Below are 26,626 nucleotides of genomic sequence, written 5' to 3'. Positions count from 1 at the left end.
GGACTGGGGGGTTTGACCCGCGCCTGAACTGAGAGTGAAGACGTTGGGTGCCCTAGGAAAGGCCCAATTTTCCGTCGAACCGGATCAGGGCCTCTTCCAGCGGCTTCCTGGAAAGATCGGGTACTTCGGCGTCGGGGGCGGCGTACCCGACGGGGAACAGGATGTAGGGCCGCTCGTTGGCCGGGCGCCCGCAGATCCCGGTGAGGAAGGCCATCGGGTTGGGGGTGTGGGTGAGCGTGGACAGGCCCATGGCGTGCAGGGCGGTGATGAACAGGCCGCAGGCGATGCCCACGCTCTCGTTGACGTAGTAGTGCTTGACCTTGCGGCCGCCGGGGCGCACGCCGTACTTCTCGGCGAAGCACACCACCAGCCACGGCACGACCTCCAGGTAGGCCTTGTCGGAGGTGGTCTCCAGCGGCGCCAGCGCCTCGCGCCACTCCTGCGGCAGCCTGCCGCCCTCGTAGTTCTGGCGCTCCTCCTGCTCGGCGGCCTCGCGGATGCGCCGCTTGGTCTCGTGGTCGCCGATCGCCACGAACTTCCACGGCTGCTGGTGCGCCCCCGACGGCGCGGTGTTGGCCGCCCGTACGGCCAGCTCGACGCACCGGTACGGCACCGGCTCGTCGCTGAAGAAGCGCACGCTGCGCCGCCGGTCGGCCAGCGCGTGGAACTCCTCCCCGCGCTTGATCATCTCGTCGGCGTCGTAGCGTTCGGGCCGGTAGGGGACGAACGGATACTGGTGCTCCATAAGATCCGCAGTCTCCGCACGACCGGCCGCTCTGACAACACCGGTCGCCGTATGCTGCCGATCTGACAGCCAAATCGGCTTTGGGGAGGCGAATATGCCGGCACGTCGCCGCGGGCTCGACGATCTGGACCTGCGCGTCCTCCGCCTGGTCGCCGACCGGCCGCGCAGCGGGCTGCTGGAGATCGCCCGGCTGCTCGGGGTGGCGCGCGGGACCGTACAGGCCAGACTGGACCGGATGGCCGCGGACGGCGTGATCACCGACTACGGCCCGAACCTGTCCCCCGCCGCCCTCGGCCACCCGGTGCAGGCGTTCACCACGCTGGAGGTCGAGCAGGCCGACCGCGAGCACATCTCCAGGACCCTGGAGTCCATACCCGAGCTGCTCGAAGCGTGCATCGTGACCGGCCCTGGCGACGTCTGGTGCCGCATCGCGGGCCGCGACAACGAGCACATCCAGCGGGTCATCGACCAGATGCTGACGATCCCCGGCGTGCGCAGGAGCACCACCGTCATCGCGCTGTCGACCGTGGTCGCGCACCGGGTGCAGCCGCTGGCGGCGGCTGACAGGTAGCTGCCAGGGCGCTGCCAGCGTGCCCCGCGACCGTAGGGGCATGACATACGCGATCGAAGCGGAAGGGCTCGTCAAGCGGTACGGCGACAAGACCGCGCTGGACGGCGTCGGCCTGCGTGTCAGGACCGGCACCGTGCTCGGCGTGCTCGGCCCCAACGGCGCGGGCAAGACCACCGCCGTACGCATCCTGGCCACCCTCGCCGCCCCCGACGCCGGCCACGCCACGGTCGGCGGGTACGACGTCGTCACCCAGCCCCGCCGGGTCCGCGAGCTGATCGGCCTGACCGGCCAGTACGCCTCCATCGACGAGAAGCTGACCGGCACCCAGAACCTGGTGCTGGTCGGCCGCCTGCTCGGCCTGTCCAGGCCGGCCGCCAGGGCCAGGGCCGCCGAGCTGCTGGCCGGGTTCGGGCTGGAGGAGGCGGCGGGCCGGACGGCGGGCGAGTACTCGGGCGGCATGCGCCGCCGGCTCGACCTGGCGGTCAGCCTGGTCAGCCGGCCCCGGATCCTGTTCCTCGACGAGCCGACCACCGGCCTCGACCCGCGGGCCCGCGGCGACCTGTGGGACGTGGTCAGGGAGCTGGTCGCGGACGGGGTGACGGTCCTGCTGACCACCCAGTACCTGGAGGAGGCCGACCAGCTCGCCGACGACCTGCTGGTCGTCGACCGCGGCCGGGTGGCGGCGAGCGGCACGCCCGCCGAGCTCAAGGCGCTGGCCGGCGGCCACCGGCTGGACGTCCGGCCGCTGCACCCCGGCGACCTGGAGAAGGCCGGCTCGATCCTCGGCACGACGGCCGTGGACGGGCTGCTCAGCGTCCCCGTGCACGACCTGGCCGCGCCGCCCGACCTGCTCAGGCGGCTGGACGACGCCGGGATCGTGCTGGCCGAGCATGCCCTGCGCCTGCCCTCCCTCGACGACGTCTTCCGCACACTCACCGGAGCAAGCTCATGACCACCGCGCTCTCCCAAGGGCTGACGCTCGCCTGGCGCAGCCTGATCCCGCTGAGGAACAACCCCGGCCAGCTCGCCGGGCTGCTGCTCCAGCCCGTTTTCATGATCGTCATCTTCGTCTACCTGTTCGGCGGCGCGGCCGGGGGCGACCGGGCCGGGGCGGTGTCGTACATGCTGCCCGGCGTGCTCGTCCAGGTCGCGCTGATGGCGACGATCACGACGGGCATGAACCTGGCCGCCGACATCGGCAACGGCGTGTTCGACCGGTTCAGGACCATGCCGATCGCCAGGTCGGCGCCGCTGGCCGGGCGGATCATGGCCGACCTGCTGACCCTGCTGATCACCATCGCCATGTCGCTGGCCGTGGGGTACGTCGTCGGCTTCCGCGTACGGACCGATCCGCTCAGCGCGCTGGCCGGGGTCGGCCTGGTGCTGCTCATGGTGACGGCCCTGAGCTGGGGGTCGGCCTGGATCGGGCTGGTGGCCAAGTCGGTCGCCTCGATGCAGGGCATCGCCACGGCCGTGCTGCTGCCGCTCACGTTCGGCAGCAGCGCCTTCATCCCCGCCACCGGCCTGCCGGGCTGGCTGACCTGGTGGATGGGCGTCAACCCCGTCTCGCACCTGGCCGGAGCCCTGCGCGGGCTCATGGTGGGCGGCCTGGCGGCCTCCGACGTGTGGATCACGCTCGGCTGGGCCGCCGCGCTGCTCGCCCTCTTCGCCCCCTTCGCCCTGCGCGCCTACAACAGGAAGGTGCGGTGATCGAGACCACCGAGACCATGACGACCCGCGACGGCGTCGGGCTCGTGGCGACGCTCTGGCGTCCCGGGGGCGACGCGCCCCGGCCTGTCCTGCTGAGCCGCACCCCCTACGGCAGGGCCGTGCGGGGCGCCGGATTCCACCTCGACGTCGAGCGCCTGGTGGCGGCCGGCTACGCCGTGTGCCTCCAGGACGTCCGCGGCACCGGCTCCTCCCAGGGCGAGTTCCTCTTCATGCGGGGCGAGGCCGCCGACGGCCACGACGCGGTCCGCTGGGCGGCCACCCGTCCCTGGTCCGACGGCAACGGAGGTCAGGGTGCCCCTGGGCTGGATCTCGAACCTCTTCCGGCCGGGACACCGGATCAGGATCGACGTGGCCGGCTCCAACTTCCCGCGTTTCGCCAGGAACCCGGACAAGGGCACGACCACGCTGCGCACGCCCTCCTACGTGGTGCCGCCGACCATCGCGTGGAGCTCGTCCAGCGACGACCCCGCGCCCTCGGCGAAGCGGCGCTCGAAGAGCTGCTCGCCGAGTGCCTCCCTGGCCGCCGCGCGTCCCTGCGTGGTCTCGGGCGAGGTGTCCTGGGGGACGGACGCCGACGCGCCGCCGAACAGCACCGCCGCCCGTTCCTGGTCACCCGCGGCCTGCGCCGCCAGCGCGAACCCGGCCAGCGTCACCGACAACAACGGCCGGTCCGGACGGACGTCCCCGAGCACGTCGAGCGCCAGGCGGTGCCGGGCGAGCGCGGCCTCCAGGTCGCCGGCGCGGATCAGCGCCCTGCCGTAGGAGGTCAGGTACACCGCCGTGAGCTGCGGCACCTGCGGCGCCGCCGCCACGACGTCGCTCATGTCCCGGTAGATCGCCAGGCTCCTGTCCAGGTCGCCGCGTTGCGCCTCGTACGCGGCCTCCCCCAGGCCCAGCAGCACCAGCGTCCACGGCGACGTCTCCTCCCCCACCTTGGTCCTGGCCATGGCGAGGTCGGCGCCCGCGCCGTCGAGGTCGTTCACCCGTAGGCGGACCTGGGCGAGCCGGATGAGGGTGGAGATCGACTCGTCGTCGCTGACCCACTCGTTGGTCAGTGACCAGGTCTCGGCGATCAGGTCGTCGGTCGGGGCGCCGCGCTCGGCCCGCAGGTCGGCCAGCCCCAGCAGCGCCTCGCTCAGCCCCCACCGGTCGCCGAGCCGCCTGAACCCCTCGACCGCCTGTTCCAGCTCCCGTTCCCGCTCCCTCTCCGAACGCATCCGGCCGCCGATCATGAGGGCCGCGGACGACAGCCACGGGTCGTCGCTGTCGACGTACTCGCCGAGCAGGGCCGCCGCCCGCTCGTCCCGCCCGGCCGCCGCGGCCATGACGACCCTGCTGATCAGCAGCAGCGGGTGCACGGGGCCCTCTTCGATCGCCCGCTCGACCAGCCCGTCCATCCGGGCCGACAGCTCCTGCAAGGCCGCGCGGTCGTTGCTGATCGTCCCGAACACGTCGACGCCGTAGGCGAACATGCAGGCCGTGTACGCCGCCGCGAGCCCCGGGGGCGGCGTGTCCCCGGCCAGGTCGAGCGCCTGCCTGGCCCACGCCGCGCTCTCCCGCCGGTAGCCGCACATCCACCAGTACCAGTTGAGCGCCGCGCACAGCCGCAGGGCGGGCCCGACGTCCCGGCGATCGATCAGCCGGCGCAGCGCCGCCGCGAAGTCGTCGCGCTCGGCCGACAACCGTTCGATCCACTCCACCTGCGTGGCGGTACGCAGTTCGGGCACCGCGCGTTCGGCCAGGTCGAGCAGGTGGAGGGCGTGCCGGTCGCGGTACTCGGCGGTCTCGCCTGCCTCGGCCAGGCGTTCCAGAGCGTAGGCGCGGATGGTCTCCAGCATCGAGTAGCGGCCTTCGGGCGACAGGCGTACCAGGGACTTGTCGGCCAGCGCGCCGAGCACGTCGGCCGTGCCGCCGCACACCTCCTCGACGGCCTCCAGCGTCGCGCCGTCGGCGAACACGCCGAGCCGCCTGGCCAGCACGCGTTCCCGCTCGTCGAGCAGGTCCCAGCTCCACTCCACGACCGCCCTCAGCGTCTGCTGGCGCGGCAGCGCGGTACGGCTTCCGCCGTCCAGCAGCCTGAACCTGTCGTCCAGCCGGTCGGCGAGCTGGCGCGGCGTCATCGTCCGCAGCCGGGCCGCGGCCAGTTCGATCGCCAGCGGCATGCCGTCGAGCCTGCGGCAGAGCGCGACCACGGCCGCCGCGTTCTCCTCGTCCACGGCGAACGAGGGCCGGGCCGCCGCCGCCCGCTCGACCAGCAGCCGCACCGACGGGTACGCCGCCGCCTCGGCGGGCCCGGCCCCCACCGGCGGCGGTTCGAGCGGCGGTACGGGCACCAGCCGCTCGCCCGGCACGTTGAGCGGCTCCCTGCTGGTGGCCAGCACCCGCAGCGCCGGGCACTCGTCGAGCAGCCGCTCCACCAGCACGGCCGCGGCCACGACCACGTGCTCGCAGTTGTCCAGCACGATCAGCACGGGCCGTTCGCCCAGCGCCTCGGCGACCTGCTCGACCACGTCGCGGGCCTCCTCGGGGGGCCGATAGCCGGGACGGTCGTCGCGCAGGCCGAGCGCGTCGAGCACGGCCCCGGCCACACCAGCTGGATCACCGACGGACCCCAGCTCCACCATCCACGCCCCTGCCACCCACCGCGCGCCGGATTCCCCGGCCGTCTGTCGCCCGGCCGTCTGTCGCCCGGCCGTCTGTTGCCCGCGGGGCTCGGCGGCGAGCCGGAGGGCCGCCTCGGTCGCCAGCCTGGTCTTGCCCGCGCCGCCGGGGCCGACGAGCGTCACCAGCCGGTCCCGCCGGACCAGGCCGGTGAGCCGGCCGAGCTCGGCCTCCCGGCCGATGAAGCTGGTGCGCGGCTCCCGCACGTTCCCCTTGGGCCGGCTCCTGGGCCACGCCACCGGAGGCGGCTCGGCCGACAGCACGGCCAGGTGCGCGGCCCGCAGCTCGGCGCCGGGATCGACGCCCAGCTCGTCGGCCAGCCGGTGGCGGGTGCGCTCGAACATCTCCAGCGCCTCGGCCTGCCGTCCCGACGCGGCCAGCCCGCGCATGGCCAGCCCGACCAGCCGCTCGCGCAACGGATGCGCCGCCACCTCGGCGGTGAGCTCGACCTGCCGCCCGGCCGCCAGCAGCCGCTCGGCCCTCGCCTCGACCGCCGCCAGCCGCTCCTGCTCCAGCGCGGTCGCCACGTCCGCCAGGTAGGGGACCGACGTGAGATCCGCCAGCGCCGCCCCCCGCCACAACGCCAGCGCCCGTTCGGCGTCCTCGCCCGCCAGCCGCCGGAACGACAGCGCGTCCACCTGATCGGCGGGCAGCGCGAGGGCGTACCCGCCGGGACGGCTGTCGATCACCTCGTCCGGCCTGAACGCCGCCCGCAGCCGCCTGACCAGCGTCTGCAGCGCGTTGGCCGCGTTGGCGGGCGGCTCCTGCGGCCAGAGCACGTCGATCAGCCGCTCGGCCGTGACCGTACGGCCCGCTTCGAGCGCCAGCACGGCCAGCAGCGCCCGCAGCCGGAGCCCGCCGACCGCGACCGGCCCCCCGTCGCCCTCGACCTCCAACGGCCCCAGGATGGATATCCGCACGCACCACATCCTGCCCTGCCTGCCCACATGCTCAGGTAGAGGTTCTTCTCCCGCCGCCCCTCCAGGGATGAGCTCTTTCCACCGCCAAGCGCACGCCCACGTCAAGTTCGGCTGCCCGGTGACGCTGCTGGTGATCTGCCAGGACGAGGCGACCGCCCACTGGGCCGCCGCCCCCAAGACGATCGGCCTGCCGGACTGGCCGACCCTGTCTGTCCGCGCGGTCGTCGTGGGGCCGCACAACATCCCTGTGATCGACGACCTCGCCGAGGCGGTGAACGACCTGGTGCTCACCATGTTCTCGGCGCTCACCCACGCCCGTTCCGAGGAGGTCGCTGCCATACTGGAAGTCCTGGCAGACGCCTTGGACACCACCGACACCACCAGCGCCGGACACATCGCCGAACAAACCGAAGTAGGCCTCGGAAACACCGACGCCCGACGAATCTGGAGAGATCTGATGGCGACCAAGACCTACCGCTACCAGTCCGAGTACGCCCAGATGCTCCGCGCCGAAGGCGAAGCCAAGACCCTGCTGTTGATGCTCGACGGCCGTGGAGTCGTGGTGCCCGACGCGGTGCGCCGGCGCATCACCTCCTGCACCGACACCACCATCCTCGAAACCTGGTTCAAGCGGGCCATCCACGCGACCAGCCTCTCCGACATCTTCGGCGTGGACGACGAGCAGCAGGAACAGGGCTGAGGGCGGCCATGACCTACCGCTATCGATCCGAGTACGCCGAGATGCTCCGCGCCGAAGGGAGAGCGGCGGCCATGGCGAGAACCATGGCCGAAGCCATGACCAGAACCAGGGCCGACAAGGTGCTGTGGCTCCTCGACCGGCGTGGTGTGGACGTTCCCGATGACGTGCGGGAGCGTGTCACATCCTGCACCGACATCACACTGATCGAAACCTGGTTCGACCGGGCCGTCAACGCCGACAGCCTCTCCGACGTGTTCGAGGACGACAGTCCGGTCAGGCCTGAAGCAGGGTGAGCACGCCGGCGCCGATCAGGGCGACGGCCCACATGCGGTCCACGTTGAACCAGGCCCGGCGCAGGATGGTCAGGCCGAGCACCTCGTAGACCACCACGGCCACGACGCCGGCCACCACGAACATGGCCAGCGTATGGAGGGCCGCCACCGCCAGTCCGCCTGAGACGGCGTGGGCCGCGTGGCCCACCGCGTGCAGCCCGGTGAGGACGGGCAGCAGCATCAGGCCCGCGCCATGGGCCGACGACATCAGGAACGACCACCCGGCGAGCTGGCCGAGCGACAGGCGCATGCCCACCCACCGGAAGTGGCGGTCGGACAGCAGCCGCCACAACCCGAACGCCACCAGCGCCAGCCCGCCGATCACCGGCAGCGCCGCGCCCGTCACCACGGAGCCGGTGGCGGCCACCACCAGGGCGACCAGGGCCACCGACGCCAGGTGGCCCAGGGCGATCACGGGGATCGACTGCAGCAGCAGGTCGCGGCTGCGCTCCTGCAGGCCGCGGGCCACCGCGAAGAGCCAGCCCATGGCCGGGTTCAGGCCGTGGAAGGCCCCGAGCAGCAGGACGGTGGCGGTGCTCATGGTGGGCAGGGTCACGGACGGCAGAACCTCACCTCAGGCGGGGGCGGGCGTCAGGGGTAGCAGTAGGAGTCGGAGGAGGCGTCGCCGCCCTGGAGGCGTACCTGGTGGGGGCGCAGGCCGCGGAAGGCGTCGCCGTGGGGGAAGAAGCGGGTGTCGAAGGTGAAGGAGTCGGCGTCCACCTTGGCGAGCCAGGCGCCGACGCCCTCGGGGTAGAACTGGTCGTCCCAGGAGCCGTACAGGGAGTTGGTGAGGTAGACGCGGCGGCCGTCGCGGCTCACCTCGACCATCTGCGGGCCGCCGCGCAGCGGCAGGCCGGGCTCGGCGGGGTGCGGGGTGCGCCGGGTGATGCCGCCGATGCGCAACGACCCCAGCTCGACCGGCTTGTACGGGTCCGACACGTCGTACTGCTTCAGCTCCCCGGTGCCCCAGCACGAGACGTAGAGGCGCTGGTCGTCCACGGACAGGGCGATGTCGGTGACCAGCGGCGGCACGGCGGCGAACGGCTGGAGGACCGGCGGCAGCAGGGCGGGGTCGGCCGGCTCGGCGGGGATGGTGATGACCTGCCGCGCCTGCCAGCGGCCGTCCTCGTGGAACCACAGCCAGACGGAGGCCGACAGGTCCTCCACGCTGGTGACCACGCCGACGAAGCCGTACAGGCGGGTGGGGTCGTGGGCGGGGCGCAGCTCCAGCGGCATCTGGTACTGGTCGCCCAGGTCGACCTCCTGGACGTGCTTGCGCTTGCGCAGGTCCCAGAAGTGCAGTTTGTGGCCGTACTTGCGGCCGAGCAGCAGCTCCCCGACGACGCCGTCCTCGATCATGGACGGCGTGCCCCACTCGGAGGTGATCAGCACGTCGTGGTTGATGTGCCACCAGAAGTCGTAGGCCAGGTACTGCGGCCCCCGGTCCAGCTCCCACCGGCCGAGGACCTCGAAGGAGGTGTGGTCGAGCACGGCGATCCCGCCGGGGCCCTCGGCGCCGTCCGCGCCGCCGAGCGCCGAGACGTACAGGCCCTCGGGGCCGCAGTGGACGGTGTGCGGGCGGGAGTAGCCCGCCCGCCTGGCCAGCGACTCGGCGTCGATCACTTTGACCAGCTCGGGGCTGACCCGGTCCTTGGTGTCGTAGATGTGGATGCGCGAGGAGCGCAGGCCGGGGACGACCAGGTAGCGCCGCTCGACGTGCGGGTGCGGCGCGTTCGGGCACAGGGCGCTGCTGCAGGCGTTCCAGCCGAAGTGGTGCAGCTCGTCGCCGGTGCCGGGCAGGTCGGTCCAGCCGATGACCGTGCCGTAGGCCGGGGAGGCGGGGTCGGTGTCGAGCACGGCCAGCGCGTCCGGACGCTGGGCCGACCTGTCGAAGGCGGCGACGTAGGCCAGCTTCTCCACGGGGGCCTCGACGGCGTCGCGCGGGGAGGGGTAGAACGTGGGGTCGGGGGTCCAGAGAGCCATGACTCCAGATATTCACGGGTATCCCTACTCGGTCAATAGGCATCGACGCCGCAATGCGCAACCACCGACCGACTGAATCGGCATATATCACGCGATACCGTTAAGCGTGTTCTTCGGTATCACGGACTTCTGGACCTACGTCGTCGGCGCCTTCTTCATCGTGCTGCTCCCCGGCCCGAACTCCCTGTACGTCCTCAGCTTCGCCGCCCAGCACGGCGTCCGGCAGGGTTACCGGGCCGCGACGGGCGTGTTCCTCGGCGACACCGTCCTGATGGTGCTCGCCGCCGCCGGGGCCGCGTCCCTGCTGCGCGCGACGCCCGTGCTGTTCACCGTCGTCAAGTACGCGGGCGCCGCCTACCTGGCCTGGCTCGGCTTCCAGATGATCCGCGGCGCGGTACGGGCCTGGCGGGCCGGTCCGGCGGCGGCGGCCGACGCCGTGGCGGCCCCCGTACGGCAGGCGCGGCCGTTCCGCAAGGCCCTGACGATCAGCCTGCTGAACCCGAAGGCGATCCTGTTCTTCCTGTCGTTCTTCATCCCGTTCGTGGACCCCGGGTACAGCGCCCCCTGGTTGTCGTTCCTCATCCTGGGCGCGGTGATCCAGGTCTTCAGCGTGCTCTACCTCACCACGCTGATCTTCTCCGGAACGTTCCTGGCCGGCCAGTTCCGCCGGCACAAGAAGCTCAGCGCGGGCCTGACCTCGGGCGTCGGCGCGCTGTTCCTCGGATTCGGCGCCAAGCTCGCCACCGCGTCACTCGGCTGAAAGCCGGGTTCAAGGGTGGGCTGGTTTCGTATGGAACAGATGGAACGCGTCAAAAGCGGCAGTCCCACTCGCCGGGCTCCGGTACGGTAGGCCACCGGCCTTCGGAGTCGCACTCGACGGTGACGACGACTGGTCCATCCGGAAAGCCTGGACCCCCGAAGCCCGGGTAGACGCTGATCGTCGGCCTATCTGCGGAGCAGCCTTGAACCCCCACCCGGTCGCACTCCCCCGTCTGACCGCGCTCGCCCGTCAGGCGGCCCCCCGCCTGCTCGAAGGCGTGGTCGCCCCCCTGCTGGTGTTCTATCTCGCCATGGTCGTGCTGGGCTTCAAGTGGGCCCTGGTGGCCACGGTCTCCTGGGTGTACCTCGGTGTGGCCTGGCGGCTGGTCAGAGGGGTCAAGGTGCCCGCCACCATGTTCCTGGCCGCGTTCGCGATCACGGTACGGGCCCTGGTGTCGTTCTGGACGGGCACCTGGATGTGGTTCTTCATCCAGCCGGAGCTGGGCACGATCTGCATCAGCATGGTGTTCCTGGCCTCCGTCCGGCTCAACCGGCCGCTGGTGCAGAAGCTCACCCTCGACTACATCCATCTGCCGTCGGCCGTGCTCAAGCACGAGCGGGTGCGCAGGTTCTTCGCCAGGATCACGCTGCTGTGGGCGTTCGTGCTGCTGGCCAACTCGACGCTGAGCATCTTCCTGGCCGTCTACGAGAAGCTGGAAGGCTCGCTGGGCGCGTTCATGGTGCTGCGCACCTCAGCGGTTGCCGTGATCAGCGGCCTGGCGATCACGTTCTCGATCCTCGCCTTCAAGCGCGTCCTGGCCCGGCTGCACGTGGCCCACGCCTGACCGTTCGGCCAGCAGGAACGCGCCGCACATCCCCATGACCAGCCCGGTCAGCATGCCGAACAGCTCGGCGAAGTCCGCGACGCCCGTTCCGCCGTAGGCCAGCGGGCCGCCCGTGGCCCTGACGATCATCGAGAACAGCCCCCAGCCGAACAGCGAGCCCGACCCCAGCCAGGCCGGCACCAGCAGCTTCCAGAACGGACCGTTCCCGCGCCGCCTGACCAGGGTCACGAGCGCGGCGGCCCCGCCGACCGCGAGCACGGCCTTCAGCCCGTTCTGGACCGCCTGGACGGTCCCGTCCAACGCCAGGACGACGCGCAGCACCGCGACGGCGGCCGCCACCAGGAGCGCCCCCCACGCCACCACCTCCTGGAACGACCGGGTCGCGCTCGGGAAGGGCAGCCGGGCCGGGGTGGCGAAGACGGCCGGCCAGCGGTCGCGGGCGTAGAGGACGAAGGCCGTCATGAGGGCGACGCCGAGGGTGATGAAGCCGCCGTAGACGACCAGGTAGACCCAGGTCTGGATCGGGCCGCCGCTGAAGATCTCCAGGCCGCCGACCAGCACGATCAGCGGGGTCGTGACAACCAGCACCGACAGCAGGCCGGTGCCCACCCAGAGCGGCAGCAGCACCAGCCAGGCGGGCAGCCGCATGCCCCAGCGCATGGTGAAGGCCACCGCCAGCAGCAGGCCGGCGGCCTCCATGGCGAAGGTCAGCGCGTTCATCCCCAGCATCTGCCCGCTGGCCATGAGCGCGGGGTCGGAGACGCCGACGGGGGCGCCGGTCAGCCAGAGCGTCTTGATCGTGAGATAGGGCAGGGTGGCGGCGACCGCCACGATGGCCGCGGTGAGCCGGCCGATGCCCGCTCGCTGTTCTGTCATGCTCCGATCGTGCTGCTCAGGCGGGCCCGTCCCCTCCCGAGCGGCGGGGATCCGCCTCCCCCTCGCGGGGGAGTTCGACGGCCAGGCGGAAGCCGTCGCCGTCGGGGCCCGCGGTCAGCGTGGCGCCGGCCAGCCGGACGCGCTCGCGCAGCCCCGCCAGGCCCAGCCCGCCGGGCCGGGCGCTGGGACGCGAGCTCGGCGGGCCGTTGCGCACCACGACCCGGTGCGGCGCGACCGACACGGCGACCGCCGCCCCGGGCGCGTGCTTGGCCGCGTTCGTGAGCCCTTCCTGGACGACGGCGTGCGCCAGCTCGGACGGCGCCCCGGGCGCCAGGTCGAGGGTGATCGACATGCCGGAGTCCCTGGCCCGGCCGACCAGGTCGGCGACGTCCTCGTCCACCGGGGACAGCGGGGCCGCCTCGGCCTCCTCGCGCAGCAGGCCGATGATCTGGCGCAACCGCTCGGTCGCGTCGGCCGCCGCCACGCGCAGCTCGCCGGCCGCCTTGACCTGGGCCGGGCCGAGGCCGGGGGCGACTTCGAGCCCGCCGGCGCGGACCGCGATCAGCGCCAGGTCGTGGCCGAGCGAGTCGTGCATCTCGCGGGCGATCCTGGCCCGCTCGCGCAGCCGCGCCTGCGCCTCGACCGACAGCCGGGCCTGCCGCCGCTGCTGGAGCAGGCCGCGCCGGAGCAGCCCCAGCAGGTACGGCACCGCGTACGTGCCGACGAGCGCGGTGCCCATCGACACCCACAGCGCCAGGTCGCCGCCCTGGGCCGACACGACCCCGCACCCGACGGCCGTGATCAGGCAGAACACGGCCCCCGCGGGCCACAGCCGGGTCAGGCGCCGGCCGGTGAGGTAGGCGTACCAGATGATGAACGGCGAGGTCGCGAGCAGCGGGAGGATCTTCACGTCGCGCCGGGGCAGCAGCCACGTCAGGTCCACGGTCGCGAAACCGTCGGTGAAGCGCCACGGGCCGAGCGGCAGCAGCAGCACCAGCGCCGCCAGCGGCCAGGGCCGGCCCACGAGCACGGCCAGCGCGGCGAGCCCCACCCTGGGCAGCGTCACCATCGCGAACGCGGCCGGCTCGACGAACGGGTCGGGGCCCATGGCGGTCACGAAGATGCTCAGCACGACCCAGAGCAGCAGATCGTAGACGACCTGACGGCGGTTCTCGCGGCGCAGACGGTTCACGCACCGACGGTATCCGCCGCCGGGCGGGGCCCGTCCCGCCCGAAGGTCATGCGGCATCCCTGACGAAAGTCAGGGTGGGGCCTGGTGCACCGGTCGCGGTGGGGCTAGCTCCACCTGAAAGGCGGATACCTCCTCTCCTGTTTCCGGAGCGTGCAACCGGTTTGATCGTGGGTGTCACGCGGAAGTCGCAGGGCCGCCCCTGACGAAAGTAGGGGGTGAGGCGTGCCGATGGTCCGATGTGCCACGACCTGCGGAATTTCTACCTTCATGGGGTAGGCGGCCCTGACCCTCCTAGGGGAAGGGCCCGCGTTCGACCGGGGGCATCCCCGATGTTCCCGGTCCGCTCACACCGACAGGCTTTGTGAGTGCCCTGACGATCGGAGTCCACGCATATGTCGCACGCCATTCTCGACCTCGTCCAGCAGGTGATGTCATCGCCATGGCTGTACGTGGCGCTGTTCGCCCTCGCGCTGCTCGACGGCTTCTTCCCCGTCGTGCCCGCCGAGACGTCGGTCATCACCGCGGCGGTGTTCGCCGCCTCCGGGCAGACCAACCTGGCCCTGGTGATCCTGGTCGCGGCGCTCGGCGCGTTCGTGGGCGACCACGTGTCGTACCTGATCGGCAACAAGTCGGCCAGGCGGCTGCGGGACAAGAAGGCGTTCGTCTGGGCGCGCGGCGCGCTGGCCGAGCGGGGCGGAACGGTGCTGATCGTGGCCAGGTACATCCCCGGCGGGCGGACCGCGACGACGCTGACCATGGGCGCCGTGGGGCATCCGCTGCGCTCGTTCACGTTCTTCGACGCCATCGCGGCCTGCTCGTGGGCGGTGTACTCCGGGCTGATCGGCTTCTTCGGCGGCATGGCCTTCGAGAACGACCCGATCAAGGGCCTGCTGCTGGGCCTCGGGATCGCGCTGTCGATCACCGGGCTCGTCGAGCTGGTGCGGTGGGCCAGGAAGCGGCGCGCCACCCAGCCTTCCCCGGAACGTCTTCCGGTGGACACGTCCGTTTGACCCTGTCCGGCAACCATCCGTCTGAAAGGAGTGAGCATGAGTGTGCTGGCCGCGGCGATCGCGCTGGTCGGTTCGCTGTTCTTCGCGCTCGGGGCCGCGCTGCAGCAGTTCGAGGCGGCGGGCTCGGCGAAGCCCGCTCTGCTGACCCTGCTGCGCAGGCCGCGCTGGCTGCTCGGCGGCGTCTCCATCGTGACGGGCGGCGGCCTGCACATCGTCGCGCTCGGCCTCGGCCCGCTGACCGTGGTGCAGCCGATGGGGGTGGCCAGCCTGCTGTTCGCGCTGCCCATCGCCGCCGCGCTGCACGGGCGCAAGCCGTCCGGCAAGGAACTGGCCGCGGCGGGCGTGGTCGCGGCCGGGCTGATCGGCCTGGTGCTGCTGGTGCCCGAGTCCGACGGGCCGACGTACCTGGCGCCCGCGGGCGTGCTCACCCTGCTCGCCGTGGCCGGCGTCGCCGCGGTGCTGCTGTGGGCGGGCTCGAAGGCGGCCTCCCCCGCCGGCCGCGCCGCGCTGCTCGCCACGGGCTCCGGCGTCCTGTATGGCGCCACCGCCACCCTCATGCGCGTGCTCGTGGACGGCGGCTGGAACTGGTGGTACCTGCTGGCCCTGCCGGTCCCGCTGCTGCTGGCCCTCATGATGCTGCAACGCGCCTACGCCGTCGGGCACTTCGGCGTCTCCTTCGCCTCGCTGCAGATCGCCGACCCGCTCACGGCGGTGGCGTTCGGGGCGCTGCTGCTCGGCGAGCCTCTGCCGTCCGGCCTCGCGCCGATCGCGGCCGCCGCCCTGACCGCGGCCGGCACGGTGGCCCTGGCCCGGACGACTCCGCTGGAGGCGCGCAACGACGTCGCCTGACCCCCTCCCCTGACCGATACCCCCTGTTCGTCCTTCGGCCCTCCCCCAGCCGTCCCCCCTTGTGAAAGCGGAGTCACCGTCATGGCCATGCCCCTGCACAACGTCACCGACCACGCCCAGCTCGCCCCCGCCCCCGAACGCCCCCGCCGCGTCCTGATCTCGACCGACACCTATCCCCCCGACGTGAACGGCGCCGCCTACTTCACCCACCGCCTGGCCACCGGCCTGGCCGCGCGCGGCAACGAGGTGCACGTGGTGTGCCAGTCGGAGGCCGGCCCGGCCAGCGCCGACGTGGTGGACAGCGTGGTCGTCCACCGGCTGCGCTCGGCCCCGCTGCTGGTGCACCCGACCATGCGGGTCACCGTGCCGACCAGGCTCGACCGGCTGGTCGCCGACATCGACCCGGACGTGCTGCACACCCAGGGCCACTTCGTGGTCGGCCGGGCCGCCATCGCCGCCGCCCGCCGCCGCGGCGTGCCGGTCGTGGCCACGAACCACTTCATGCCCGACAACCTCTTCCAGTTCGGGCACATCCCCGAGGCGCTGCGGACCAGGGCGGGCCGGCTGGCCTGGCGCGACTTCAGCCGGATCTTCAAGCGGGCCGACCACATCACCACGCCGACCCCGCTGGCCGCCGAGCTCCTGGCCGACCAGGGCTTCTCCCGCGACGTCGAGGCCGTCTCCTGCGGCATCGACCTGGCCAGGTTCCACCCGCACGCCGAGCCCAAGTCGTGGGCGCGCCGGCGGTTCGCGCTGCCCGACCGGCCGACCGTCCTGTTCGTGGGCCGCCTGGACGAGGAGAAGCACCTCGACGAGCTGATCCGCGCGCTGCCCCTCGTGCTCAACGAGACCGACGCGCAGGTGGCGTTCGTGGGCCGCGGCAACCAGCGGATGGAGCTGGAGAAGCTGGCCAAGCGCATCGGGGTGGGCGACCGGGTGTTCTTCGTCGGGTTCGTGCCCGACGAGAGCATGCCGCAGGCGTTCGCCGCCGCCGACGTGTTCGGCATGCCGGGCGTCGCCGAGTTGCAGAGCATCGCCACGCTGGAGGCCATGGCGTCCGGCCTGCCCGTCGTGGCCGCCGACGCGATGGCGCTGCCGCACCTGGTGAACGGCAACGGCTACCTCTACCAGCCGGGCGACGTGGTCTCGCTGGCCAGGCACCTGACCGCCGTCCTCACCGACGACGACCTGCGCGCCCGCCTGGGCAACGCCAGCCGGGCGCTGGCGCTCACCCACGACGACCAGACGTCGCTGGCCCGCTTCGAGCAGATCTACGACGAGGTGACCCGATGACCTGGCGCACCGTGCTCGCTCCCGTGGCCGGGGCCGTGACGGCGGTGGCCGCACTCGGCTACGCCCAGGCCGCCCTGCCCGCACAGCCGTTGATCAGCGACTACGCGCTCGTCCCAGGTGGCATGCTGCCCGTGCTGGTCGGGACGCTCGCGCTGGCCGCGGCGTGCCTGTCGCTGGCGTACGGGCTGGCCGCCCGGGAGCCCGGGCGGACCGCCGCCACCCGCGTGCTGCTGCTGGCGGGAACGGCCGGGCTGATGCTGAGCGCGATCTTCCCCACCGATCCCGGAATGTCGGACATCAGCACCCTCACCGGCGAGATCCACCGCTGGTCGGCGGCCGTCGTCTTCACCGCGCTGCCGGTCGCCGGCTGGTCGCTGGCCAGGGGGCGGGCGGCGGCCGTGCGCTGGAGCGCGGTCAAGGCCCTGAGCGTGACCTCGGGGCTGACGCTGGGCGCGTACCTGGCGGCGCACCCGGCCGCCTTCACCTCCTCGCTGATCGGCGGCGGCGCCTACTACGGGCTGCTCGAACGGGGTGTGGTGCTGGCCGAGATCGTGCTCGTCCTGGCCATGGCGCTGGCCTGCGCACCGGGGCGCGCGGCCGTACGGGCCGAGGGGGCGCGGGCCACCGGGGCGCCCGCGCAGCCCGAGAGCCGGCAGCGGCTGGCGGCGTGACCGGGGACACGACCACACTTCGTCCCCCGTCGAACGATCCGCGCCCTAGCGTGAATCCATGCTCATCACCCACCACGCCGAAGCCCGTGCGGTGCTCTCCGACAGCCGGTACGTGCCACCGCCCGTCCCGCAGGACGGCGAGCCGGGGACGCTCGCCTGGCTGCGGGCCCACGTGTCGCGCTTCAGCACCGGCGAGACGCACGCCGGACGCCGCCGTCTGGTCGTCGAGCGCCTGTCCGCCCTGGACCCGGCCGCGCTGAGGACGGCTGCCAGGGCCGCGACCGAGGAACGCGGCGGCGACTGGCGCGGCGTGCCGACGGCCGTGCTGGGGGCCGCGCTCGGCGTCCCGGACACCTCGGCCGTGCCCGCGGCCGCGAGCGGTTACCTGTCGGGCGAGGGAAGCCCGCGGGCCGACGCCGCCGTCGCCGAACTGCTCGGACTGGCCGGCCTGCCGGCCGTCACCCTGCTGCTCCAGGGCCACGCCGCCACCGAGGCGCTCATCGAGAACGCCCTCACCCACGCCGCGCCGGGCGACGACCCCGAGGCGGTGCTGCACGAGACGCTCAGGCAGGACCCGCCGCTGAAGGCGAGCCGCCGGCTCGACACCCGCACCGGCGAGGAGGTCACGATCGACCTGGTCGCGGCCAACCGCGATCCCGAGGTGTTCGCCGACCCCGGCCGTTTCGACGCCTCCCGGGGCCCCGCCCCCCACCTGACGTTCGGGGACGGCCTGCGCCCGTGCCCCGCTCCCGCCCACGCCCTCGCGCTGGCCGCCGGCGTGCTCGACGCGCTCCTCGAAGGGACCGCCCGATGAACTTCCACGACCTGCACCGGCCGGGCGACCCGCTGCTGCTGCCCAACGCGTGGGACTACGGCTCGGCCGCGATCCTCGCCGCGCACGGCTTCCCCGCGATCGGCACGACCAGCCTCGGCGTGTCCGCCGTGCACGGCAAGCCGGACGCCGCCGGCGCGACCAGGGCCGAGACGATCGAGCTGGCCGAGACGGTCAAGGATCTGGGCGTGCTGGTCACGGTGGACATCGAGGGCGGGTTCAGCGACGACCCGGACGAGGTGTCGGCCCTGGTCGCGAGCCTGGCCGCGCTCGGGGTGGCGGGCGTGAACCTGGAGGACGGCCGTCCCGACGGCACACTGCGCCCGGTCGAGCTGCACCGGCGGATCATCGAGGCCGCCAAGGGCCACGGCGTGTTCGTCAACGCCCGTACCGACACCCACTGGCTCGGCACCGGCGACTGGCGCGAGCGGGTGGACGCCTACGAGCACGCCGACGGCATCTTCGTCCCCGGACTGTCCGACCTGGCGGAGATCGCCGAGGTCGTCGCGCGTACGCGGCTGCCGCTCAACGTGCTCTACCAGCCGGGCGGGCCCACGCTCGACCGGCTCGCCGAGGCGGGGGTGGCGCGGGTGAGCACCGGCTCGCTGCTCTACCGGGCCGCGCTCCAGGGCGCTCTCGCCGCCGTGCTGGGGGCGCAGGGCAAGGACGCCCCGGCGCTGCCGACGTACGGAGAAATCGCCGCGCTCCTCCCGAAGACCCGATAATCGGGGCATGCGCTTCGAGATCCTCGGACCCACCAGCGTGCTGGACGAGGACGGCGCGCCTGTGGCGCTCGGCGGGCCGCGGGTGCGCGCCCTGCTCACCCTGCTGGCGCTCAACGCCGGCCGCGTCGTCGGCGCCGGCCAGCTCGTGGACGGCCTGTACGGCCCCCGCCCGCCGGACGGCGTGGCCAACGCGCTGCAGTCCCAGGTGTCCAGGCTGCGCCGGGCGCTCGGCCGGGACCTGGTCGAGTTCCACCCGGCGGGCTACCGGCTGGTCGCCGACCCCCAGGACGTGGACGCGCGCCGCTTCGAGCTCCTGGCCGGGGACGGGCGGCGGGCACTGGCGGCCGGGGACGCCCGGCGGGCGGCGGCGCTGCTGAGCGAGGCGCTGGAGTTGTGGCGGGGCGTGCCGCTCGCCGACGCGCCGCACGCCGTGTCGGCCGCGGCCGGGCTGGAGGAGCTGCGGCTGGCGGCCACCGAGGACCGCCTCCAGGCCGACCTGGAGCTCGGGCGGCACCGGGACCTGGTCGCCGAGCTGCGCCGGCTCACCGCCGCCCATCCGCTGCGCGAGCGCCTGCGCGCCCAGCTCATGCGCGCCCTGTACGGCAGCGGCCGCCAGGCCGAGGCGCTGGCCGTCTACGACGAGGCGCGGCTGCTGCTCGACCGGGAGCTGGGCATCGAGCCGGGCGCCGACCTGACCGCCGCCCATCTGGCCGTCCTCCGCGCCGACCCGTCCCTCGCCCCCGCGGTCCCGCCCGTCGGCCGGACCGGCCCGGCGGCCTCCGGCGGGGACGGCGCGTCCGCGACGCCGGCCGGCGGGCTCAAGCGGGGGTTGCGGGCGCAGCTCACCAGTTTCGTGGGGCGGGCGGAGGAGCTGGCGCAGGTGGGCGCGCGGCTGCGGGACAACAGGCTGGTCACGCTGATCGGCCCCGGCGGCGCGGGCAAGACCAGGCTCGCCCAGGAGGCGTCCGCCCAGGAGCCGGGCGACGTGTGCTTCGTGCCCCTCGCCCACGTGGCCGGCGCGACCGGCGTGCCCGGCGCGGTGCTGGTCGCGCTCGACATCCGCGACGCCCTGCTGCACACGCCCCAGCGTCCCGCGCTCGACCCCGTCACCCGGCTGATCACCGCGCTGGCCGAGCGCGACCTGCTGCTCGTCCTGGACAACTGCGAGCATCTGGTCGCCGCCGTGGCCGAGCTCGCCGACGGGCTGCTGGCCTCCTGCCCCGGGCTGCGGGTGCTGACCACCAGCCGCGAGGCTCTGGGCATCACCGGGGAGTCGATCGTGCCGGTGTCCCCCCTGCGCCTGCCGCCGCCCGAGCCGGACGACCCGCTGGAGTACGCCGCCGTCCGGCTGTTCGCCGACCGCGCCGCCGCCGTGCGCCCCGGGTTCGCCGTGGACGCCGGCAACGCCGCGGACGTGGTGCGCATCTGCCGGGCGCTCGACGGGCTGCCGCTGGCCATCGAGCTGGCCGCGGCCCGCCTCCGCACGCTGCCGGTCGCCGACGTGGCGGCCCGCCTGGACGACCGGTTCCGGCTGCTGACCCGCGGCAGCCGTACGGCGCTGCCCCGGCACCAGACGCTCCGCGCGGTCGTCGCGTGGAGCTGGGACCTGCTGGACGACGCCGAACAGCGCCTGGCCGGCCGCCTGAGCGTGTTCGTGGGCGGCGCCACGCCCGAGGCCGCCGAGCGGGTGTGCGGGCTGCCGGAGGAGGTGCTGTTCTCGCTGGCGGAGAAGTCGCTGGTGGCCTACGTCGGCGGCCGTTACCGCATGCTCGACACGATCAGGGCGTTCTGCGCCGAACGCCTGGCCGAGTCCGGCGAGACCGCCGCGATCAGGGACGCCCACACCGCCTACTACCTCGACCTGGTCCTGACCGCCGACCCGCTGCTGCGCACCGCCGACCAGCTCGACTGGCTGGCCCGCCTGGACGAGGAGGGCGACGACCTCGAAGCCGCCGTGCGCTGGGCGACCGAGTCCGGACAGCTGGAGACCGGCCTGCGGCTGCTGGCGCACAGCGCCTGCTACTGGTGGATGCGCGGCCACCGCGGCGCCATCGCCGGGCTGGCCGCCGGGCTGCTGGCCGCGATCGGCGACGCCCGCCCCGCCGGCATGGAGGAGGAGTACGTCATGTGCGTGCTCGTCACGGCCTGGACGGGCGTGGCCGACGACGACCTGCGCGAGCGGCTGGCCGAGGTGCGCGAGCTGCTGCCGATCACCCACCTGCCGGAGCGGGTGGAGTTCCTGATGATGATGCGGTCGATGTTCACCGGGCCGCCGGGCGACGTCGAGGAGATCTACCACGAACTGCTGGCCTTCACCGAGGGCCTGCCGCCCTGGCAGCGGGCGTTGTCGTTCAGCGGCTCGGGGTTCGTGCTACAGATCCTGGGCCGGGCCGAGGAGTCGCTGGCCGCCTTCCGGCGCGCCCTGGCCGCCTTCCGCGCTATCGGCGAGCGCTGGGGGACGGTCCTGGTGCTGTCGGGGCTCGGCGCGCTGGCCTCCGAGCAGGGGGACTACGCGGCCTCGTACGCGCTGTCGGACGAGGCGCTGACGCTGGCCCGCGAGCTCGACGCGCGGGCGGAGATGGCCGAGGCCCTGTGCCGGCGCGGCGACGCGCTGCTCGGCATGGGCGAGCCGCTGGGCGGGCGGGCCGACTACGAGGAGGCGGCCGAGCTGGCCCGCCGGGTGGGTTCCATGGACGTGCTGGCCTGGGCGGACCTCGGGCTGGCCGAGGTGGCGCTGTCCGCCGGCGAGCGTGGCCTCGCGCTGTCCCTGCTGGCCCAGGCCCGCGCGGAGTGCCCCGACGACTGGTACAGCACCGAGGAGATCCGCAACCGCATCGACGCCGCCCTCGACAGGGCGGTCAGCGGACGGTAGGCGGGCCGTCAGCCGCCCCGGCCACCGTGGACGGCATGACGCGCAAATGGGCCTGCCTGGCCATAGCCTGCCTGGCGACACTGCTGCTCTCGGTCGATCTCACCGTGCTGCACCTGGCGCTCCCCCGGCTGGTCGCCGACCTCGGCGCGAGCTCGACGCAACTGCTCTGGATCGGCGACATCTACGGCTTCGCCCTGGCCGGCCTCCTCGTCACCATGGGCAACCTCGGCGACCGCGTGGGCCGCAAGCGGCTGCTGCTGATCGGCGTGGCCGGGTTCGGCGCGGCCTCGATGGTGACCGCCTACGCCCCGAACCCCGAGCTGCTGATCGCCGCCAGGACGCTGCTGGGCGTGGCGGGCGCGATGATCATGCCGTCCACGCTCTCGATCGTCAGGAACGTCTTCGCCGACCCGCGCGAGCGGACCGCGGCCATCGGGATCTGGAGCGGGATGAGCGCGGCCGGGTTCGCGCTGGGGCCGGTCGTCGGGGGCGTGCTGCTGGACCACTTCTGGTGGGGGTCGGTGTTCCTGCTCAACGTGCCGATCATGGTGCTGGTGCTGGTCTGCGGCTTCCTGCTGCTGCCGGAGTCGCGCAACCCCGCCGCCGGACGGATCGACGGGCTCAGCGTGGCGCTGTCGTTCGCCGGTGTCGTGACGGCCGTCTACGCGGTCAAGGAGGCCGCCCACCAGGGCCTGGCGCACGCCGACGTCCTGGGGGCGGCCGTGGCGGGCGCGGTGTGCCTGGTGCTGTTCGTACGGCGGCAGAAGACGCTGACCACGCCGCTGATCGACGTACGACTGTTCCGGCGTCGGGCGTTCAGCGCGTCCGTGGGCACGAACCTGCTGGCCATCTTCGCGTTGTCGGCCATGAGCCTGCTGTTCGCCTGGTACCTGCAGCTCGTCCTGGGCTGGTCACCGCTGCAGGCCGGGCTGGCGCAGATCCCCGGCGGGCTGAGCGGCGCGGTGGGCGGGGTGCTCGCGGCCCGCCTGATCGGCCGGCTCGGCAGGAACGGCGTGGTCGCGCTCGGCCTGGCGCTGAACGCCGGCGCGTTCGTCCGGTACGGCATGCTCGGCACCGAGGTGGACTATCTCACCCTGCTGCCCGTGATGATGATCGGCGGGCTGGGGGTCGGGCTCACGTTCACCGTGAACAACGACAACATCCTGGCCACGGCCCCCAAGGAGCGGGCGGGGGCGGCGGCCGCGGTGTCGGAGACGGCGTTCGAGCTGGGCGGCGCGCTGGGCATCGCGGTCCTCGGCACCGTGCTCAACAGCGTCTACCGCGCGAACCTGCTGTTGCCCGCCGGGGTGCCCGGCGAGGCGGCGCGGGAGTCGATCGCCGGGGCCACCGCCACGGCCGCGGCCCTCCCCCCGCAGGCGGCCGGGGAACTGATGCGCGCGGCGCGGACGGCGTTCGTGGCCGGGATGCAGGTGACGACGCTGGTCACGGCGGTCCTGCTGGCCGTGGTCGCGGTGCTCGCGTTGACCGGGCTGCGCGGTGTGCCGAAGGTCATCCAGGAAGAGTCGCCGGTCCCTCACTGAGCGCGGGGACTTCCGCCGCGGGCCCGCCGGGAAGCGGGCGCAGGCTGCCGGCCCGGGCCAGCACGAGCAGCGCGGCCACCCCGGTGGCCACCGGCGCGACCACGAACGCCAGGGAGGCGCCGAAGTGGTCCACGAGCTGTCCGGCGACCGACGACCCGGCCGCGATGCCGAGGGCGATGCCGCCGTTCAGCCAGGTGAACGCCTCGGTGCGGACCTCCGCCGCGACCAGGCCCTCGACCAGGGTGTAGCCGGTGATCACCACGGGGGCGATCACCAGGCCGGCCAGGGCGGCGGCGACGTACAGGTGGGGGACCGCGCCGGCGAGCGTGAACGCGCTGGTCGCGACCGCGAGCAGGGCCAGCCCGGCGACCAGCCGGACGCGGGCCGGCAGCCGCCAGCGGACCGCGCCGTACAGCAGGCCGCCGAGCATGCTGGCGGCGGAGAAGACGCCGTAGACGGGACCGGCGGACGCGGGCGCGTGCAGGGCGCTGGTGAGCGAGGTGACGCCGACCTGGAGGCTGCCGAAGACCGACCCCATGGCCAGGAAGGCGGTCGCGAGCAGCGCCACGCCGCGCCCCCGCAGCACGCCCTTGGAGGCGGCGATCCTGACCGGCACCGGCTCGGGCGCGCCCGTCCGGACGGCGGCGAAGACCACCGTGCCGACCAGGATCAGCACGAGCCCGCCGAGCAGCGCGACCACCGGCGAGTACGCCGTGGACAGCCCCACCAGCAGCACCGGGGCCAGCGTGAACGTCAGCTCGTCGGTGATCGACTCGACCGCGAACGCCGTGTTCAGCCTGCCGGTGCCGCCCAGCCGGTGCGCCCAGCGGGCCCGGACCATCGAGCCGACCTGCGGTCCGGACGCGCCGACGGCGGCCGCCACGGCGACCAGCAGCGCGAGGTGGGCGTGCGCGGCGGCCAGGGCCAGCAGGCCGCCCATGGCCAGGGCGTGCAGCGCCACCTGCGGCAGAAGCACCCGGGCCTGGCCGTACCGGTCGGCCAGGCGGCCCGTCTGGGGGCCGATGAGGGCCTGGAGGACGGCGGCGGCGGCCGAGGCGATCCCGGCCGCGCCGTAGGAGCCGGTGGACCACTGGACCAGCAGCAGGATGCCCATCTGGGTCATCGCGAACGGCACGCGGGCCAGCAGCGCGGGCACCAGGAACCGCCAGGCTCCGGGGGTGGCCAGCACGTCGAGATAGGACTTCAAGGGTCTCCGTCCAGATCATGACGGAGCCCTCCCCCGGGGGAGCACACCGTCGGAGGTGGGCTTCGACCGGGGTAGATACCGGCGTGCGCCGGCCGCCGAGCGGTCAATCAGTTCACATCAGTCAAACGCGACGAGAGCCGATCCTATTGCAGGAATCAGGCGACTTAATTCATTTGTCGTTGACTTCAACGGCGTTGAGATTTACCGTCGGAAGCCTGGAGGCAGTGACATGTGGGCGATCCTGAAATTTCCTGACATCGACGGCTCGATGCTCGCGCTGGTGGGTGGCAAGGCCGCCAACCTCGGCATCCTCACCACACGTGCCAAACCCCTGTGATCGTCACGTCTCTGGGGTTTTGATCACCTTCTGCCCAGCGGCGGCATTGGTCACACCCTGCCCGTCAGGGCAGGAGCACCACTTTTCCGACAGTTCGCCGTCCGGCCAGGTCGGCCACCGCCCGGCCCGCCTCCGCCAGCGGGTACTCGCCACCCACCAGCGGCCGGAGGCGGCCGGCCGCGGTCAGCGCGAGCAGCTCGCCCAGCGGGGGCCCGACCATCTCCCGCCGCCCCCGCAGCGGACGCAGCCAGAACCCGAGGACGGCGAGGTTGCCCGCGGTCAGCCGTCCGGGATCGACCGGCCGGGGCTGCTCGCCCGACGACGACCCGTAGCTCACCAGCCGCCCGAAGGGGGCCAGGACGGTCAGCGCCGCGTCGAAGACCGCCCCGCCGACGGCGTCGAGCACGACGTCCACCGGCCGGTCGCCGTTGGCCTCGATGACGCGCTCGGCGTAGCCGTCGGCCGCGCCGTCCACGGCGGCGTCCGCGCCCAGGTCGAGGGCGAGCGACCGCTTGTCCTGGCTGGAGGCGGTGGCGATCACGCGTCCGGCGCCGAACACCTTGGCGAGCTGCACGGCCAGGCTGCCCACGCCGCCCGCGCCGGAGTGGACGACCACGCTCTCGCCCTCCCTGAGCCGCGCCGACGAGCGCAGCAGGTGCCAGGCGGTGAGCCCCTGGACGAGCAGCGCCAGCGCCTCACCGGCCCGCAGCGAGTCGGGCACGACCACGACGTCGCCCTCGTCCAGGACGGCCTTGGAGGCGTAGCCGTTGGCGGTGAAGCCCATCACCCGCCGCCCCCGGGGGTCGCGCCCGACGACCTCGCTGCCGGGGATGTGCGGCAGGCGGTCCGGGGTGGAGTAGTGGCCGGAGATCTGCCGCACGTCGGCGAAGTTCAGCCCCGACGCCTCGACGTCGACCAGCACCTGGCCCGGCCCCACGACCGGGTCGGGCACCTCGGCCTCTTCGAGCACCTCGGGCCCGCCGTAGCGGGCGAACTGGATGGCACGCATGAATTCCCCCATTCCCTGCGATACCACCCAGCGTAACGTCAGGCGCCGGGGCCGCCCGGCCGGAGGTGCTCGGCGAGGAAGTCCGCGGCCGCGTCCACGGCCTGCGACACGTACGGCTCGCGGTCGTAGAGGTCGATGTGCTGCTTGGCGTCCACCCAGACGAGCTTCTTGGGCTGGTCGAGCCGCTTGAACGCCTCCTCGGCCCCTTCCGGCGGGCAGAACCGGTCGATCACGCCGTGCACGATCAGGGCGGGCTTCGGCGACAGGAAGTCGGCGCCCATCATGTTGTCCATGGTGATCAGCTCGCGCAGCCCCGCCCGGGTCACCGCGTTCCGCCAGGAGGAGGCGGCCCCGCGCTCGGTGCCGTAGTAGGCGTACGGCTCGTCGCCCGGCATCGCGGCCTCGCCGTCCTCGGCCACGGCGGGCAGGTATTCGACCGGGCCGCCGCGGTCCTGCCGTTCCAGCACGGCGGCGAACCCGGCCAGCGCCTCCTGGTAGTCCATGCCCGACCGCATCGTGTACGGGTTGTTGTACGCCCCGGCGATGCCCGCGAACACCCGTACGCGCGGGTCGAAGGCGGCGAACCTCAACGCGTACCCGGCGCCCAGGCAGATGCCGACCGCCCCGATCAGGTCGCCGTCCACCTCGGGGCGCGTGCGCAGCAGCGACACCGCCGCCCGCAGGTCGTGCAGCTTGGCCTGCGGATCCTCGTGGCCGCGCGGCTCGCCGCCGGACTCGCCCCAGTTGCGGTGGTCGAAGGCCAGCGTCACGTAGCCGCGCCGGGTCAGGCGCTCGGCGTACAGGCCCGTGACCTGGTCGCGCACCCCGGTGAACGGCCCGGTGAGCACCAGCCCCGGCCAGGGGCCCGTGCCCTCGGGCAGCCGCAGGTCACCGGCCAGGGGAACGCCGTCGGCGGCGAACTCGATCCTCATGGTCACAAGTGTGCGCCAGGCCCGCGGCAGGCG

General features: G+C 73.3%; 24 protein-coding genes and 2 pseudogenes. 17 read left to right on the top strand and 9 right to left on the bottom strand.

The window, feature by feature from the left end; genetic code table 11:
• Nucleotides 1-52: 52 nt before the first annotated feature.
• Nucleotides 53-745, bottom strand: a complete 693-nt coding sequence (locus ACIHAD_RS44040) for a nitroreductase family protein (RefSeq protein ID WP_397360804.1) — start codon at nt 743-745, stop codon at nt 53-55.
• A 94-nt stretch (nt 746-839) separates the two neighbouring features.
• Here ACIHAD_RS44040 and ACIHAD_RS44035 point away from each other — a divergent pair, with 94 nt between their 5' ends.
• The 5 genes and pseudogenes from ACIHAD_RS44035 to ACIHAD_RS44015 form a co-directional block, all read left to right on the top strand.
• Nucleotides 840-1,316: an Lrp/AsnC family transcriptional regulator gene (locus ACIHAD_RS44035; RefSeq protein ID WP_397360803.1), complete on the top strand. Its 477-nt coding sequence runs from the start codon at nt 840-842 to the stop codon at nt 1,314-1,316.
• A 40-nt stretch (nt 1,317-1,356) separates the two neighbouring features.
• Nucleotides 1,357-2,268, top strand: coding sequence for an ATP-binding cassette domain-containing protein (locus ACIHAD_RS44030; RefSeq protein WP_397360802.1), 912 nt, complete (start codon nt 1,357-1,359; stop codon nt 2,266-2,268).
• Nucleotides 2,265-3,026, top strand: coding sequence for an ABC transporter permease (locus tag ACIHAD_RS44025; RefSeq protein WP_397360801.1), 762 nt, complete (start codon nt 2,265-2,267; stop codon nt 3,024-3,026). Before ACIHAD_RS44030 ends, ACIHAD_RS44025 begins: the two co-directional genes overlap by 4 nt.
• Before the next feature lie 17 nt (nt 3,027-3,043).
• A pseudogene (locus tag ACIHAD_RS44020) lies at nt 3,044-3,316 on the top strand (CocE/NonD family hydrolase); the annotation flags it as partial.
• 16 nt (nt 3,317-3,332) lie between these two features.
• Nucleotides 3,333-3,452: pseudogene (locus tag ACIHAD_RS44015) on the top strand (CocE/NonD family hydrolase C-terminal non-catalytic domain-containing protein); the annotation flags it as partial.
• A 14-nt stretch (nt 3,453-3,466) separates the two neighbouring features.
• Here the strand turns inward: ACIHAD_RS44015 and ACIHAD_RS44010 are convergent.
• Nucleotides 3,467-6,628 carry a BTAD domain-containing putative transcriptional regulator gene (locus ACIHAD_RS44010; protein WP_397360800.1) on the bottom strand — a complete coding sequence of 1,054 codons (3,162 nt, stop codon included), beginning with the start codon at nt 6,626-6,628 and terminating at the stop codon, nt 3,467-3,469.
• A 67-nt stretch (nt 6,629-6,695) separates the two neighbouring features.
• Here ACIHAD_RS44010 and ACIHAD_RS44005 point away from each other — a divergent pair, with 67 nt between their 5' ends.
• Both ACIHAD_RS44005 and ACIHAD_RS44000 read left to right on the top strand, forming a co-directional pair.
• Complete coding sequence (locus ACIHAD_RS44005) at nt 6,696-7,328, top strand: hypothetical protein (RefSeq protein WP_397360799.1); 633 nt, start codon at nt 6,696-6,698, stop codon at nt 7,326-7,328.
• Nucleotides 7,329-7,336: 8 nt separating this feature from the next.
• Nucleotides 7,337-7,621, top strand: coding sequence for a hypothetical protein (locus tag ACIHAD_RS44000; protein ID WP_397360798.1), 285 nt, complete (start codon nt 7,337-7,339; stop codon nt 7,619-7,621).
• Here ACIHAD_RS44000 and ACIHAD_RS43995 read toward each other — a convergent pair.
• Nucleotides 7,602-8,201, bottom strand: coding sequence for a hypothetical protein (locus ACIHAD_RS43995; protein WP_397360797.1), 600 nt, complete (start codon nt 8,199-8,201; stop codon nt 7,602-7,604). The two genes, ACIHAD_RS44000 and ACIHAD_RS43995, sit on opposite strands and share 20 nt — an antisense overlap.
• Before the next feature lie 50 nt (nt 8,202-8,251).
• The gene (locus tag ACIHAD_RS43990) at nt 8,252-9,643 is read right to left on the bottom strand and encodes a selenium-binding protein SBP56-related protein (protein WP_397360796.1); all 1,392 of its coding nucleotides are present in this window, start codon (nt 9,641-9,643) and stop codon (nt 8,252-8,254) included.
• A 106-nt stretch (nt 9,644-9,749) separates the two neighbouring features.
• Here ACIHAD_RS43990 and leuE point away from each other — a divergent pair, with 106 nt between their 5' ends.
• Nucleotides 9,750-10,403, top strand: a complete 654-nt coding sequence (gene leuE / locus ACIHAD_RS43985) for a leucine efflux protein LeuE (protein WP_397360795.1) — start codon at nt 9,750-9,752, stop codon at nt 10,401-10,403.
• Between the two features lie 202 nt (nt 10,404-10,605).
• On the top strand, nt 10,606-11,247 hold the full coding sequence (locus ACIHAD_RS43980; protein ID WP_397360794.1) for a VC0807 family protein: 642 nt from the start codon (nt 10,606-10,608) through the stop codon (nt 11,245-11,247).
• On the opposite strand, the gene ACIHAD_RS43975 is transcribed toward ACIHAD_RS43980, so the two are convergent.
• Together ACIHAD_RS43975 and ACIHAD_RS43970 are read right to left on the bottom strand one after the other, a co-directional pair.
• Entirely contained in the window at nt 11,155-12,123 is a 969-nt protein-coding gene (locus ACIHAD_RS43975) for a hypothetical protein (protein WP_397360793.1), read from the bottom strand. The genes ACIHAD_RS43980 and ACIHAD_RS43975 overlap by 93 nt on opposite strands.
• 16 nt (nt 12,124-12,139) lie before the next feature.
• A complete protein-coding gene (locus tag ACIHAD_RS43970; RefSeq protein WP_397360792.1) occupies nt 12,140-13,315 on the bottom strand; it encodes a sensor histidine kinase in 1,176 nt (391 codons plus the stop codon).
• A gap of 392 nt (nt 13,316-13,707) precedes the next feature.
• Here ACIHAD_RS43970 and ACIHAD_RS43965 point away from each other — a divergent pair, with 392 nt between their 5' ends.
• The 8 genes from ACIHAD_RS43965 (at nt 13,708) to ACIHAD_RS43930 (ending at nt 23,108) form a co-directional block, all read left to right on the top strand.
• Nucleotides 13,708-14,325 carry a DedA family protein gene (locus tag ACIHAD_RS43965; RefSeq protein ID WP_397360791.1) on the top strand — a complete coding sequence of 206 codons (618 nt, stop codon included), beginning with the start codon at nt 13,708-13,710 and terminating at the stop codon, nt 14,323-14,325.
• A 36-nt stretch (nt 14,326-14,361) separates the two neighbouring features.
• Nucleotides 14,362-15,174, top strand: coding sequence for a DMT family transporter (locus ACIHAD_RS43960; protein WP_397360790.1), 813 nt, complete (start codon nt 14,362-14,364; stop codon nt 15,172-15,174).
• Nucleotides 15,175-15,255: 81 nt separating this feature from the next.
• Nucleotides 15,256-16,467, top strand: coding sequence for a glycosyltransferase (locus tag ACIHAD_RS43955; RefSeq protein WP_397360789.1), 1,212 nt, complete (start codon nt 15,256-15,258; stop codon nt 16,465-16,467).
• Nucleotides 16,464-17,138, top strand: a complete 675-nt coding sequence (locus tag ACIHAD_RS43950) for a DUF998 domain-containing protein (RefSeq protein WP_397360788.1) — start codon at nt 16,464-16,466, stop codon at nt 17,136-17,138. Before ACIHAD_RS43955 ends, ACIHAD_RS43950 begins: the two co-directional genes overlap by 4 nt.
• A 58-nt stretch (nt 17,139-17,196) precedes the next feature.
• Entirely contained in the window at nt 17,197-17,952 is a 756-nt protein-coding gene (locus ACIHAD_RS43945; RefSeq protein WP_397360787.1) for a cytochrome P450, read from the top strand.
• Nucleotides 17,949-18,695: an isocitrate lyase/phosphoenolpyruvate mutase family protein gene (locus ACIHAD_RS43940; protein WP_397360786.1), complete on the top strand. Its 747-nt coding sequence runs from the start codon at nt 17,949-17,951 to the stop codon at nt 18,693-18,695. Before ACIHAD_RS43945 ends, ACIHAD_RS43940 begins: the two co-directional genes overlap by 4 nt.
• 7 nt (nt 18,696-18,702) lie before the next feature.
• Nucleotides 18,703-21,567 (top strand): AfsR/SARP family transcriptional regulator, encoded by a 2,865-nt coding sequence (locus ACIHAD_RS43935; protein WP_397360785.1) that lies wholly within the window; start codon nt 18,703-18,705, stop codon nt 21,565-21,567.
• A gap of 35 nt (nt 21,568-21,602) precedes the next feature.
• Nucleotides 21,603-23,108: an MFS transporter gene (locus tag ACIHAD_RS43930; protein WP_397360784.1), complete on the top strand. Its 1,506-nt coding sequence runs from the start codon at nt 21,603-21,605 to the stop codon at nt 23,106-23,108.
• On the opposite strand, the gene ACIHAD_RS43925 is transcribed toward ACIHAD_RS43930, so the two are convergent.
• The 3 genes from ACIHAD_RS43925 to ACIHAD_RS43915 all read right to left on the bottom strand — a co-directional run bounded on the left by ACIHAD_RS43925 (nt 23,077) and on the right by ACIHAD_RS43915 (nt 26,593).
• The gene (locus ACIHAD_RS43925) at nt 23,077-24,315 is read right to left on the bottom strand and encodes an MFS transporter (RefSeq protein WP_397360783.1); all 1,239 of its coding nucleotides are present in this window, start codon (nt 24,313-24,315) and stop codon (nt 23,077-23,079) included. The two genes, ACIHAD_RS43930 and ACIHAD_RS43925, sit on opposite strands and share 32 nt — an antisense overlap.
• A gap of 401 nt (nt 24,316-24,716) precedes the next feature.
• Nucleotides 24,717-25,661, bottom strand: a complete 945-nt coding sequence (locus ACIHAD_RS43920; protein ID WP_397360782.1) for a zinc-binding alcohol dehydrogenase family protein — start codon at nt 25,659-25,661, stop codon at nt 24,717-24,719.
• Nucleotides 25,662-25,699: 38 nt separating this feature from the next.
• Nucleotides 25,700-26,593, bottom strand: coding sequence for an alpha/beta hydrolase (locus ACIHAD_RS43915; protein WP_397360781.1), 894 nt, complete (start codon nt 26,591-26,593; stop codon nt 25,700-25,702).
• Between the last annotated feature and the right edge of the window lie 33 nt (nt 26,594-26,626).

Origin of the sequence: Nonomuraea sp. NPDC052265 (genome assembly GCF_044547985.1) — a bacterium.
Classification (GTDB): Bacteria; Actinomycetota; Actinomycetes; order Streptosporangiales; family Streptosporangiaceae; genus Nonomuraea.
This window is presented reverse-complemented; position numbering and strand designations above follow the sequence as displayed.